At 43.5% G+C, this 12864-nt stretch carries 12 protein-coding genes; 10 read left to right on the top strand and 2 right to left on the bottom strand.

Translation table 11 applies throughout. From position 1 onward, the window contains the following. Positions 1-145 precede the first annotated feature (145 nt). From pdhA to OIT90_RS13315, 8 genes are all read left to right on the top strand, one after another. Positions 146-1129 (top strand): pyruvate dehydrogenase (acetyl-transferring) E1 component subunit alpha, encoded by a 984-nt coding sequence (pdhA, locus tag OIT90_RS13350; protein ID WP_047203574.1) that lies wholly within the window; start codon positions 146-148, stop codon positions 1127-1129. 31 nt (positions 1130-1160) lie between these two features. Further along, entirely contained in the window at positions 1161-2141 is a 981-nt protein-coding gene (locus OIT90_RS13345; protein WP_034281944.1) for an alpha-ketoacid dehydrogenase subunit beta, read from the top strand. A 17-nt stretch (positions 2142-2158) separates the two neighbouring features. Beyond that, the gene (locus tag OIT90_RS13340) at positions 2159-3484 is read left to right on the top strand and encodes a dihydrolipoamide acetyltransferase family protein (RefSeq protein WP_064498342.1); all 1326 of its coding nucleotides are present in this window, start codon (positions 2159-2161) and stop codon (positions 3482-3484) included. Between the two features lie 12 nt (positions 3485-3496). After that, positions 3497-4879, top strand: a complete 1383-nt coding sequence (lpdA, locus tag OIT90_RS13335; protein ID WP_144495127.1) for a dihydrolipoyl dehydrogenase — start codon at positions 3497-3499, stop codon at positions 4877-4879. Between the two features lie 31 nt (positions 4880-4910). Next, complete coding sequence (locus tag OIT90_RS13330) at positions 4911-5606, top strand: SDR family NAD(P)-dependent oxidoreductase (protein ID WP_106025254.1); 696 nt, start codon at positions 4911-4913, stop codon at positions 5604-5606. Then, positions 5584-6369 carry an SDR family NAD(P)-dependent oxidoreductase gene (locus tag OIT90_RS13325; protein WP_106025253.1) on the top strand — a complete coding sequence of 262 codons (786 nt, stop codon included), beginning with the start codon at positions 5584-5586 and terminating at the stop codon, positions 6367-6369. The genes OIT90_RS13330 and OIT90_RS13325 overlap by 23 nt, the downstream gene beginning before the upstream one ends. A 93-nt stretch (positions 6370-6462) precedes the next feature. After that, positions 6463-7419 (top strand): sugar-binding transcriptional regulator, encoded by a 957-nt coding sequence (locus tag OIT90_RS13320; RefSeq protein WP_024424944.1) that lies wholly within the window; start codon positions 6463-6465, stop codon positions 7417-7419. 63 nt (positions 7420-7482) lie between these two features. Further along, positions 7483-7812: a hypothetical protein gene (locus tag OIT90_RS13315; RefSeq protein ID WP_024426788.1), complete on the top strand. Its 330-nt coding sequence runs from the start codon at positions 7483-7485 to the stop codon at positions 7810-7812. Between the two features lie 13 nt (positions 7813-7825). Here OIT90_RS13315 and OIT90_RS13310 read toward each other — a convergent pair whose 3' ends face one another. After that, positions 7826-9151: an APC family permease gene (locus OIT90_RS13310; RefSeq protein WP_099663189.1), complete on the bottom strand. Its 1326-nt coding sequence runs from the start codon at positions 9149-9151 to the stop codon at positions 7826-7828. A 329-nt stretch (positions 9152-9480) separates the two neighbouring features. On the opposite strand from OIT90_RS13310, the gene OIT90_RS13305 reads away from it, so the two are divergent. Then, positions 9481-10437 (top strand): ring-cleaving dioxygenase, encoded by a 957-nt coding sequence (locus OIT90_RS13305; protein ID WP_047203045.1) that lies wholly within the window; start codon positions 9481-9483, stop codon positions 10435-10437. Between the two features lie 31 nt (positions 10438-10468). Here OIT90_RS13305 and OIT90_RS13300 read toward each other — a convergent pair whose 3' ends face one another. Further along, a complete protein-coding gene (locus OIT90_RS13300; protein WP_106025251.1) occupies positions 10469-11755 on the bottom strand; it encodes a S1C family serine protease in 1287 nt (428 codons plus the stop codon). Between the two features lie 168 nt (positions 11756-11923). On the opposite strand from OIT90_RS13300, the gene proG reads away from it, so the two are divergent. Further along, positions 11924-12748 carry a pyrroline-5-carboxylate reductase ProG gene (gene proG, locus OIT90_RS13295; RefSeq protein WP_058838942.1) on the top strand — a complete coding sequence of 275 codons (825 nt, stop codon included), beginning with the start codon at positions 11924-11926 and terminating at the stop codon, positions 12746-12748. Positions 12749-12864 lie beyond the last annotated feature (116 nt).

The following is a 12864-nucleotide window of genomic DNA, read 5'->3' as shown; positions in this document are numbered from 1 at the left end:
GAAAAGGGCTTTGCCTTTCTCTTTTTTTCTGACAAAAGATGAAAACGCTTAAAAATGAGAGAGAATTGCTTGACTTCGTTGACACTTAAACGTATGATAATTACAAATGTAACACACAAGAACAAATGTAAAGGGGAGAGAAGAAATGCAAAAACAAATCACTTTGCCTGAACAGATTAGTCATGAGAAGTTAGCAGATTTATATAAACAAATGTGGTTAGTGAGATATTTTGATGAAAAGGTCGATCAATTCTTTGCAAAAGGACTTATCCATGGCACCACTCATTTATGTGTTGGACAGGAAGCGTCAGCTGTTGGATCGATTGCCGTGTTAAAGGATAAAGATAAGATCGTCAGCACACACCGAGGACATGGTCACTGTATTGCAAAAGGGGCCGAGGTCAATAAAATGATGGCTGAATTGTTTGGACGTGAAACCGGTTATTGTAAAGGAAAAGGCGGCTCCATGCATATCGCGGACTTAGAAAAAGGAAATCTTGGGGCAAATGGAATCGTTGGCGGCGGTATCCCGCTGGCAACAGGTGCAGCGCTCACATCTAAAATGAAGCAGGAAGGCTTTGTTGTTCTTTGTTTCTTCGGAGATGGTGCCACAAATGAAGGCAGCTTCCATGAAGCTTTAAACCTCGCATCCATTTGGGATTTACCGGTTGTGTTTATTTGTGAAAACAACCAGTACGGTATGTCTGGTCCTGTGAAAGAAATGATCAACATTGAAGATATTTCAACAAGAGCAGAAAGCTACGGAATGCCAGGGAAAACAGTTGATGGAAATGACATGGTTGAAATTATGAACACAGTTGATGAAGCAGTCAACCGTGCGAGAGCGGGAGAAGGCCCATCACTTATTGAAATGAAAACGTACCGCTGGAAGGGTCACTCTAAGAGTGATGCGAAAAAATACCGTACACGTGAAGAAGAGACAGAGTGGAGACAAAAAGACGGCATCAAACGCTTTAAGTCTCTCTTGATTGAACTGAATGTTTTGACAGAAGAGCAGGCAGCAAGCTTACAGGAAGAAGCGAAGCAGGAAATTGAAGCGTCTGTAGAATTCGCCAAAAACAGTAAAGAACCGTCAATTGACACACTATTAGAGGATGTATACGCCTAATTAGGAGGGGAATCACGTGACAAAAACAACTGTGAGAGAGATTTCATATTTAGAAGCCGTTCGAGAGGCTATGAGTCAGGAAATGAGAGAAAACCAAGATGTCTTCATTTTAGGTGAAGATATTGGCGTATATGGAGGTGCTTTTGGGGTCACGCGCGGCATGATTGAAGAATTTGGGCCAGAGCGCGTTCGCAATACACCTATCTCAGAGGCTGCCATCGCAGGTGGGGCAGTCGGAGCGGCTTTAACCGGTATGCGTCCGATTTTAGAACTTCAATTCTCTGACTTTATTACAATCGCAATGGATCAGCTTGTGAACCAAGCAGCCAAAACACGATACATGTTTGGCGGAAAAGGGAAGGTGCCGCTTGTTGTAAGAACGCCAGCAGGATCGGGAACGGGTGCAGCGGCGCAGCACTCACAAAGCTTAGAAGCGTGGATGGCACATATTCCAGGACTCAAAGTGGTTCAGCCTTCAACAGCCTATGATGCAAAAGGTCTTTTAAAAGCAGCGATGGATGATGACAACCCTGTCATTTTCTACGAGCACAAGCTTTTATATAAAACAATCGGTGAAGTGCCTGAAGAGCAATATTCAATTCCTCTAGGAAAAGCAGATGTGAAAAGAAGCGGGAAAGACGTCACGATTGTAGCAACAGCGATTATGGTTCACAAAGCGTTAGAAGCGGCGAAGGAACTAGAAGCAGAGGGAATCGATGTTGAAATCATTGACCCAAGAACACTTGTCCCATTAGATGAAGAAACGATTATCGAATCTGTGAAGAAAACAGGTAAATGTATCGTGGTTCATGAAGCGGTAAAACGAGGCGGCTATGGCGGAGAGATTGCAAGTATGATAGCGGAAAGTGAAGCCTTTGACTACTTAGATGCTCCAATTAAACGACTTGGCGGTCTTGCGGTTCCAATACCATACAACCCGACGCTGGAAAAAGCGGTCATTCCACAAGTGCCAGATATTATTGAAGCAGCAAAAGAGCTTGTGCGCTCTTAAGTAAAGGGGAGAAGATCATGCCAAAAGAGATATTTATGCCGAAGCTAAGCAGTACGATGGAAGTCGGCACCTTGCTTCAATGGTTTAAAGAAGAAGGAGATTCGGTTGAAATCGGTGAGCCTCTTTTTGAAATTATGACAGACAAGATCAATATCGAAGTGGAAGCCTATGATGATGGTATTTTTCTAAAGAAATATTATGAAGCCGATGATCAAATTCCAGTCAATGCTGTCATTGGATATATCGGAGAGGCAAATGAACAGGTGCCAAGCGAACCGCCAGCACAATCAGATGAAGATTCATCCGGGAGCAGCGAATCGGCTTCATCAGACACGGCTTCATCCAGTTCTACTGAAGCCCCAAAAACACCTAATGAAAAAGTGCGTGCCACTCCTGCGGCGAGAAAAACGGCAAAGGATCATCATGTGGCGATTCATGAGGTATCTGGCACAGGACCTAAAGGCAGAGTTCAAAAGCGGGACGTCGAGGCGGCTGTCCACTCTAATGAGAAAGATCAGCGCGTGTCACCTCTAGCAGAGAAAGTGGCTGCTCGTGAAGGAATCGATTTAGCGAATGTTGCTGGATCTGGTGCGCACGGAAAAATTATGAAGAGTGATGTAACGGCAGCAGCTGCACAAACAGCTGAGTCTTCTCCAGTGAAAACACAAAAACTAGCTGGTATGAGAAAAGTGATTGCTGATCGCATGTCACAAAGTGCCTTTACAGCACCGCACGTGACATTAACAAGTGAAATCGATATGACAAAAGCAAAAGAAGTACGCAAACAGCTATTGCCAGCGATTGAAAAAGAGACAGGCTACAGACTGTCGTTCACAGAAATTATCATTCATGCGGTCAGCAATGTACTCACGCGCCACCCGCATATCAATATGACGTTTGAACAAAATGAGCTCCATTTCCATGATGATGTGCACATTGGTCTCGCTGTCGCTGTAAAAGATGGCTTAATGGTTCCAGTCATTTCTCATGCGAACCAAAAAGGATTAAAACAGCTGACAAAAGAGGCGAAAGAAATCGGCCGAAACGCACGTGACCAAAAACTGCTGCCAGACCAGCTGAAAGGGTCCACTTTTACCATTAGTAACTTAGGTATGTATGCCATTGATACCTTTACCCCGATTATTAATCAGCCAGAAGTGGCGATCTTAGGCGTTGGGCGCATTCAAGAAAAACCTGTTGTGGTAGATGGAGAAATTCAGGTGCGGCCGATGATGGGCGTTAGTTTATCGTTTGATCACCGAGTGGTAGATGGCGCACCAGCGGCTGCCTTTTTAACAGACCTTAAAAAAGTGCTTGAACAACCATTTGAATTGCTAATGTAGGAGATGAATCGGATGACGAAAACGTATGATCTGACAGTCATTGGCGGAGGGCCTGGCGGGTATACTGCCGCCCTTCAAGCAGCTGAGCGTGGACGGAAGGTCGCATTGATTGAAGAGGATTTTCTTGGCGGTACTTGTTTAAATCGGGGCTGCATTCCTTCAAAGACACTGCTCAAACATGCAGAAGTCATTGAATCAATTGAGAAGGCGAAAAGCTGGGGAATTGAAACAGGTGATTTGGTCCTTTCCTTCGATAAAATGAGAAAGCGCAAAGATGACGTCATTGAAAAGCTCAGAGGCGGAATTGCCTTTTTATTAAACCAAGGAAAGATTGATGTATATAACGGCAGAGGTACAGCTGTGACAAGACACCAGATTGAGATTGAAAAACAAGATGGTTCAGAATTGATTGAAACGAAAGAGCTCATGATTGCCACTGGATCTTCACCCGCTATTCCGCCAATACCGGGCCTTAAAGACATTCAATTTGACACAAGTGATACGATCTTTGACATCCCAGATATTCCTGCTTCTGTCGTCATCATTGGCGGCGGTGTCATTGGACTTGAGCTGGCTTGTATCTTCCAGAGCCTTCAATCAAAAGTCACGATTATTGAAGCAGCTCCGTCCATTATTCCGCAAGAAGACGAGGAAGCATCTAAGCTGCTAGAAAGAGAATTAAAGAAAAAAGGCATCCATATCGCGAAGAAAACCACTGTGACAGAGGTAACGGAAAGCGAAGGAGTCAAAGCGGTTCATGCATCAGACGATAAAGGGGAGACGCATATCTTTACGGCTGAAAGACTGCTTGTTTGTGTAGGAAGAAGACCTGCTGTTTCTGCTGTCAGCCAGCTTGATCTTCAGCTGGATGGTCCTTTTATCAAGGTGAACGACAAGATGCAGACAAGCGTTGAAGGTGTCTATGCAGTTGGGGATGTTGCGGGCGGCTATCAACTGGCTCATGCAGCGATGGCAGAGGCGGCTGTTGCGGTCAGTAATATTTGCGGTGTGTCTGAAAAAATGAATGCTGATATCATGCCTAGATGTATTTATACATTACCAGAGGTAGCAAGTGTCGGTCTGACTGAGAAAGAGGCAAAAGCCAAAGGACTTAACGTGCGGGCAGAACGATTTGATTTAGCGGCAAGCGGTAAAGCACTAGCGGCAGGTGAGCAAACAGGCTTTATTAAATTGGTATACGATACAGCCTATGGTGAAGTGATTGGCGCGACGATGGTTGGCCCGCACGTCACAGAGATGATTTCAGAAGCTTCCTCCTTTATGTATTTAGAAGGAACAGCAGAAGAGATGGCGAAAATGATTCATCCGCATCCGACCATCTCAGAAGGTTTTTATGAAGCAGCACTTGATATCGTGAGTAAGCTGAGAAAATAATGGCCAAACAAGGGATAGGGAGGAGATACGTGTGCACGTCCAGCTTCATCAGAAAGCGGCACTTGTGACAGGTAGCACAGATGGATTTGGAGAAGCCATCTGCCTGGCTTTAGCCCGGGCAGGTGCACATGTTTTTTTACACACGTTTCATGATGAATCAAAGGCTAAAACCATTCGTGAAGACATTCAAAAAATGGGCGGTCATGCGAGTATTATTCAGAATCCGCTGGAAACGCCACGTGATGCGACACGGATGCTGAGGCAAGTGATTGATACATGCGGTAAACTGGATATTCTGGTCAATCAAGCAGAGCAAGGAGCAGGCGCAGAGCTTGATGACGTGAGCCCTGATGGGTGGGTAGATGAAGTGGAATCGGCTGTGAATACCGTCTTTCTTTCCAGTCAGGCTGCCGTATGGCATATGGTTGATCAGAAGCAAGGCTGCATCATTAATATATCGTCATCAGGCAGTATCACAGGTGATGGCGGGATCTCGCATGCTACATCGAATTCTATGCTGAATGCCATGACAAAAGGGTTAGCAAGAGAATTTAAAGACAAAGGCATTCGGGTGCTTGCGTTGCTACCTCCGCCTCTCGATTTGGTTCCTGATACAGAGCAAATCAAGGAGACCGTGGCACATATGACGGTGTTCCTCAGTACATCCTATGGTGCATTTACAGATGGCGTGGCGATTATGCTTGATGGGGGTGAGAGCGCTGGCTAATGATCAAAAACCAGTTCTCATCGTTGGCGGAGCACAAGGGATCGGAAAAGAAATAGCTGAGCGTTTTTTAAAAGAAGGACAGCCAGTTGCTGTGTCAGATATAGATGAAAATGGACTTTCGCTCTTAAAGACACAGTATCCTCAGCTGCTGATATTTCAAGCTGACGTTTCATCGTGGGAAAGTGTTCAGCAAATGATATCAGCAGCTGAAAGGGAGCTGGGCGGTATTGCTCATCTTGTGTATTCAGCAGGAATGACAAAATCACTACCTTTTTTAGAAGTCGATTTTTCACTCTGGAAAAAGACATTGGCTGTGAACTTATATGGTCTTTACTATTGCATCAAAGCGTTGGCACCCTATATGTGTGAGCGGCAGGAAGGCAGTGTTGTCATTATTGGATCGGGATCGGCCATCACCGGCTCAGGCGGCGGTATTCAATATTATGCATCAAAAGCAGGTGCTTTTGGATTGATGCGATCGCTCGTAAAGGACCTAGGCTCCCATCATATACGCATCAATGTGATTGCTCCCCGCGTGATTGAATCTCAAATGCTTGATACACTCTATCCGACTGTTGAGGAGAAGAGGCAGCTGCAATCACTCATTCCCATCGGAAGGTTAGGAAAACCTGAGGATATCGCAGGACTCACTTTATTTCTCACACGTGATGAGGGGAGTTATTTGCACGGACAAATTATCCTGTTAGACGGTGGGAGAACATATCAGCCGAAATATACTGAGGGAAAAAGAGCGGAGAGTTAATCGCTCTTTTTGTCATTTTCATAACAATTGTTCCAATTGGAAACGAATGTTTGATATACTGGTAATCATAGTATATTAAAAGGATGATGTCACATGCTGAATTGGGAAGAAAGACGACAGCTCGTCAAAGTTGCTCATCTTTATTATACAGACGGGTGGACGCAGCAAGAAATTGCAAAAAAGCTCAATGTCTCAAGGCCAGTCATTTCAAAGCTCTTACAAAAAGCAAAAGATGTGGGAATCGTTGAAGTGTACATTAAAGACGAAAGCATTCATACGGTGGAACTTGAAAAGCAGCTGGAAACAACCTTTCAATTAACAGATGCGGTCGTTGTCCCAAGTGTTGGGACAATGTCTGAGATGGTGAAGCGGGCAGTCGGTCAAGCAGGTGCCTATTATTTGTCTAAAAACATGAAAAATGCGGAGAAAATCGGGATTTCATGGGGGACCACGCTTGCTGAGCTTGTCAAAGAATATCCGTTTGAACGAAGAAACGATGTGAAGGTCATTCCTTTAGAGGGCGGAATGGGCAGGCAGGCAGTCGATATTCATGCCAATCAACTGGCATATGAGCTGGCAAAGAAAATGAACGGTACGTGTTCCTATTTATATGCCCCTGCGATTTTAGAAACAGAAGAATTAAAAGAACGGCTAATGGCGATGCAGGACATAGAAGCTGTGCTTGAAGAAGGCAGAAATGTGGATATTGCCCTCATCGGTATTGGCAACCCGCATAAAGGGTCGACTTTAAAAACAGTCGGTTATTTAAAAGAAGAGGATTTATCTGGTTTAAGGCAATCAGGCGCTGTCGGTGATATTGGTTTTCGTTTCTTTGATGGAGAAGGAAAACCTGTCCAAGATGAACTGAATCAAAAGGTCATAGGCTTATCGCTGGAACAATTAAAGAGCGTCAAAACGGTCATCGCTGTTGTAGAAGGAACCCATAAAGCCGAAAGTATTTTAGGGGCTTTAAATGGCGGCTTCATCCAAGTACTGGTGACAGACGAACTAACGGCGGCAGCCATTTTAAAGGAAGCATCCGTGCAATAAAAGGCTTGCAGCGTTCGAATGGTATAACAAGAGCAACATCAAACGAGAAAGGAGTTGTGTATCTTGAAGAAAACCGAAATGGAAGCAAACCTACATTGTACTCGGTGCCAAGAAGAGACCCTCCACAGCATCGTTTATGTGAATGATCAGATGAAAAGCGTTGAGTGTACAGAGTGCCATCAAAAGATCAGTGTGCAAGTCGACATCATGAAGGAATTTTATAAAGAAGTATATGAAAAAATAGCGACAAAGCCAAAGCGGATCACGCAGGAATATAAGTCTAACCTGAATGGATTTATCTCAAGGCTCCCAATCCGCGTGCTTAGTAAGCCATACCGGCTCATGAGATATTTAAACGAATCATATAAAGTGATCAAACAATATAAAAAATGAAGCAGAGCACTGATTAGTGCTCTGCTTTATTTTGTGTTTTTTTCATATAATAATAAATAGGCAGTCCAGCCATCCCGATCAGCATGGAGATCAGACAGCTTTTCCAATCGGTGATCATGGTGCTGATTAAGACGAATAATGAACCGATAATCGCAATGATTGGTGTCAGCGGGTAAAGTGGTACACTGTACGCACGCTTCATTCCGCTGTTTTGTTTTCTCAGCTTAAAGACGGCGAAAAAGGCCATGACATAAAAGATGTAAATCATGAAAATCGATACTTCAGAGAGCTTCTCGGGATTACTGACGATCATAAACACAATGGCGATCAAAATTTGCACAAATACAGCGATCCAAGGTGTTTTAAATGTTGGGTGAATACGGGAAATCGCGTTGGCGAAAGGAATCTGCTTTTGTTCTGCCATCGCAAAAATCACACGTGGGAATGAAAGAACCTTTCCGTTCAAACAGCCAAAGATGCTGATGATGATCCCAATACTAATGATTTTCCCGCCGATTGGTCCAAAGAGCATGGTAGCAGCAGTGCTCGTCGCATTTTCACCTAGCTGGACGATTTGATCAGCTGGCAGCACGTGCAAAAGTGCGACATTAATAAAGAGATAACAAGCCGTCACAATTAAAATTCCGCCTGCCATCGCGCGAGGAAGCAGTTTCTCAGGGTTTTTCATTTCTCCACCAAGCGCAGCAAGTAAAATCCAGCCATCATAAGCAAATAACGTAGCCAAAATCGCTGCACCGAAGTTCATTTGAGCGATACTATCGTTGACAGCCATGAAGATGTTTTCGTTACCCTTCCATATGCCAAACACAATAATAGCGGCAATCGGGACAAGCTTTCCAATAGTGGTCAGCCCCTGAACAAATCCGCCGTATTTTGTTCCCATGATGTTGATGATACATAAAAATAAAACGGTGATAATGCCGATCGTTGTAGACCATAAAGTCGAAAGCGAAAATAAATTGGCTAATAATGAACCAAAATAAAGACCAAGTGCACCAATGATGGCGGGTCCGTAAATAATAATCTGTACCCAGCCGCATAAGTAGCCCCAAAATTCACCATACACTTCTTCAAGATAGGCGTATAAACCGCCGGTTCTCGGGATTTGTGTACCAATTTCAGCGACAGTCAGTCCGCCTGCAAGGGTTAAGATTCCACCTAACAGCCAAGCAAATAATGCGATGTCTGAGCTCCCTGAATAGGAAAGGACGTTGCCTGGCTTCATAAAGACGCCTGACCCGATAATGGTCCCGATGACAAGAGATAGGGCGAAAAATAAGCCGATGTCTTGTTTTAACGCTGGTTGTTCTTTGTTCATTACACACGACCTCCTGCATCACTTTCGTACGTTACTGTGACATGTATTTTGTTCATTGTAATACGATTTTAGGAAAACAAGAATTAAAAAAATTTTCTGATTTTCGTATTTGTGATTGAAAGTGTTCGTTTATTGGAGATATTAGGGTGAATGTTGTGTTAAAAACGAACAATGAAAGATTATTTTCGATTTAATGTTAATTTAATGTCCAGAAACCGAACATCCAGTAAACGTACAGTTAAATGGTTGACTTTTCTTGAAAAATGAACTATTTTATTCATAAGGATATTATCTCGAATTCGAGATAATTAAAAATAGGAGTGAAAATAATGAAAATCAATGGGATTCACCACGTATCTGCGTTAACAGCCAATGCTCAGAAGAATGTTGATTTTTATCGCCAAATTCTTGGCTTGAAACTTGTAAAGAAAACAGTCAATCAAGATGACCCGTCTATGTATCACTTGTTTTATGGAGATGAGGTTGCTTCACCAGGAACAGAGCTTACATTCTTTGAGATTCCAATGCTTGCCCGCCGTTTGGAAGGGACAAATGCGATCACAAGCACAGGCCTTCTCGTTTCTTCTGAAGAGGCACTCACGTTTTGGGAAAAGCGGTTTGAAGATAAAGGCGTACAGCAAGAAACAGCTTCCTTGAGAGGCGGAAGACCTGCCTTGCGTTTTAAAGATCCAGAAGGGCAGCAGCTGTTTTTAACAGTAGAACCGAACGCACAAGAAGAAGGCTCACCGCCAGTGCATGACGATATCCCTGCAGAGTATGCGATTAGAGGTTTAGGTCCAGTTGAATTAACTGTTGCAGAAGCTGATAAGACGATCCGTGTTTTAACAGACATCCTTGGTTTCACCGAAAGAGCACGTGAACAATCAAATGATGGTGAGATCGTGACCATTTTTGAGTCAGGAAATGGCGGTGCTGGAACAGAAATTCATGTGATTGAAAAAACAGAAGGGCCTTCTGAACGTTCCGGCAGAGGAAGTGTGCATCATGTCGCATTCCGCGTGAAGGATGCAGAAGAGCTTGAAAAATGGTATGAAAAAATATCAAAAGCAGGCTTTACGAACTCTGGTGTTGTAGAACGCTTTTACTTTAAAGCTCTTTACTTTAGAGAGCCAAATGGTATTTTATTTGAAATTTCAACAGATGGTCCTGGGTTTACAGTTGATGAAGGGGTGGATGTACTTGGCGATCAATTAGCCCTTCCGCCATTCCTAGAGCATAAACGAGCAGAAATTGAACAAAGATTAACGCCAATTCAATCGTCATAAAAAAACAGCTCATAACTGAGCTGTTTTTTCATTAGGAACTGACTTGCTTAGATTCAGATTGTGTTAATGTGACCTGTTTCGTTTCTTGTTTTCCGTTTCGAATGAGGGTGATGCTCACGGTGTCTCCTACTTTTGTATTCGTGTATAGCTCGTGACGTAATTCGCTGCCAGTTTTGATTTGTTTTCCATTGATGGCGGTAATGACATCCTCTGACTTTAAGCCTGCTTTGGCGGCAGGTGAGCCAGCGGCGATTTCTTTGACATACACGCCTTGATCGAGCTGACTGCTTTTAAGTCCGAGTGTTTCTTTCTGATACACATCTGGAACTTGTTCGAGATCCAGCATGCTGATGCCGATATATGGACGTTCAATTTTTCCTTTTGCGAGAAGCTGATCAGCGATTGGTTTGACATCATTGATTGGCAGCGCGAATCCAATGCCTTCCACACCTGTTTCAGAGATTTTCATACTCGTGATCCCCACAACCTTTCCGTCTGTCGTTAGAAGCGGGCCGCCGCTGTTACCTGGATTAATGGCTGCATCTGTTTGAATGACATTAATGCTGCTTTCGCCTGCTGATGTGTTCATAGAGACTGTTCGATCGACACCGCTGACAATTCCTTGTGTTACCGTTCTTGAAAGGTCTTCACCAAGCGGGTTTCCGATTGCGATGACAGTTTCTCCAGCACGCAGTGAGGAGGAATTGCCTAATGCCGCCACCTTCGTCACATGACTGCTGCTAATTTCCACAACAGCTAGGTCAGTGAGCGGATCAGCTCCGACCAGTTTTCCTTCAATGGTTTTGCCATCGTGTAAGGATACGGTGAGTTTGTTTGCCCCTTCAATGACGTGGTTGTTTGTTAAGATATAGGCTTTATTGCCTGATTTTTTGAAAATCACTCCTGAGCCTGTACCGGTTTCTTCCTCTTGACTGCTTTTGTTTTGCTGTGATTCATCGAAAGGGTTACTGAAATCGCCAAAGCTCGTGTCTGTTTGAGTTTGTGCTTGGTAGTTTGTAATGCCGACAATTGCTGGTGATACATTTTCGACCATGCTGGAAATGCTGTTTGATGAATTTGCTGTTTGGACGGCTGTTGTTTTTGACGAATTCGTGTGATTTGTCGATACTGCTTCTGTTTTCGCTGCCGAATCATTTGCAGAGCTGTTTGATGAATGCTGAGCATACGGTGTAAGAACGTAGACACCTAACGCTAATATACCGCCTACAACACCGCTGACGAATGGTTTAAACCAGCCATTTGGCTTCTTCTGTTTTTGAGGTTGTTCAATAGTTTGTTTGTCATCTTTGTGAGTCATCCGAATCACTCTCTTTCATTGATTTTTTCATGTATGTGTTCAAGGTGTTTTACCGTATGTGGTGGTGACTGATTTTATCGTAAGAAAAAAGTGTGGGATAAAAATGAAAACATTGTGGGAAATTGTTAAAATAAGTAGTGAATCTTAGCAAATAGAGGAGTTTAAACTGTGGAGACAATCGGAATTATTGGATATGGAAGTATGGCTGATATGATGGTGCAAAAGTGGTTGGAAAATGGGGTGCTAGATGCTCATCAAATCATGATCCATACAAGAAGTGAAACGGAACGCCTGCATCAGCTTCAAGAAAAGTACCAAGAAATCAGCATTTGTTCATTAGACGAACTTTCTGCGTCATGTGATATATTGTTTGTCTGCGTGCCGCCGCTTGCTGTACTAGATGTTCTAGATCAGCTGCCATCTAAAGCGAAAGCGGTACATATTGTGTCAGTAGCAGCAGCTGTGACATTAGAAAAGTTACAAGCACATACAACACAGCCAGTGTCTAGATACATCCCAACACTTACGTCAGCTGTTGGGACAGGCGTATCCCTTGTTGCACATGGTGCAGCCGCAGGGCGTGAGAACAAAGAACGTTTACACCGTCTGCTTTCAGCTTTTAGCATCGTCAGGGAGGTAGAGGAAGACCGGTTTGATGCGGCAAGCAATTTGACAAGCTCATCTCCTGGTTTTATTGCTGCTCTGTTTGAAGAAATGGCGAAAGCCGCTGTGAGAAATAGTGATCTTTCCTTAGAGGAAGCGAATGAATTTTTAACGTATGCCCTTTTAGGGACAGGCCAGATCCTTGTAGAACGAGGTCTCACCTTTGCTGAAACTGTCGATAGAGTGGCGACAAAAGGGGGAATTACAGGAGAAGGTGCTGAGGTCATTCAACAGCAGGCACCTCAGATGTTTGATGATTTATTTACACAAACCATGAAGAAATATGAACAGCTGAAATCGCAGATTAATGAAGCGGATAAACACCACTAAAGACATAGTTAGTGGTGTTTTATTTGTTAAAAAAATCCTTTCTGAAATAGTCTTTTGACCTGTATTATCTGAGTCTAAATTCCTTATTTTCAGACATTGTATTGAAAAATCAATCA

Source organism: Bacillus sp. ABR (assembly GCF_056172715.1).
Note: the sequence above shows the minus strand (reverse complement) of the source record. Positions and strands in the feature narration are given on the sequence as shown.

What these genes read in the sequence shown, in the direction of transcription:
- pdhA (WP_047203574.1), top strand. Translation starts at nt 146, where the DNA reads ATGCAAAAACAAATCACTTTGCCTGAACAGATTAGTCATGAGAAGTTA.
- OIT90_RS13340 (WP_064498342.1), top strand. Translation starts at nt 2,159, where the DNA reads ATGCCAAAAGAGATATTTATGCCGAAGCTAAGCAGTACGATGGAAGTC.
- lpdA (WP_144495127.1), top strand. Translation starts at nt 3,497, where the DNA reads ATGACGAAAACGTATGATCTGACAGTCATTGGCGGAGGGCCTGGCGGG.
- OIT90_RS13325 (WP_106025253.1), top strand. Translation starts at nt 5,584, where the DNA reads ATGGGGGTGAGAGCGCTGGCTAATGATCAAAAACCAGTTCTCATCGTT.
- OIT90_RS13320 (WP_024424944.1), top strand. Translation starts at nt 6,463, where the DNA reads ATGCTGAATTGGGAAGAAAGACGACAGCTCGTCAAAGTTGCTCATCTT.
- OIT90_RS13310 (WP_099663189.1), bottom strand. Translation starts at nt 9,151, where the DNA reads ATGAACAAAGAACAACCAGCGTTAAAACAAGACATCGGCTTATTTTTC.
- OIT90_RS13305 (WP_047203045.1), top strand. Translation starts at nt 9,481, where the DNA reads ATGAAAATCAATGGGATTCACCACGTATCTGCGTTAACAGCCAATGCT.
- OIT90_RS13300 (WP_106025251.1), bottom strand. Translation starts at nt 11,755, where the DNA reads ATGACTCACAAAGATGACAAACAAACTATTGAACAACCTCAAAAACAG.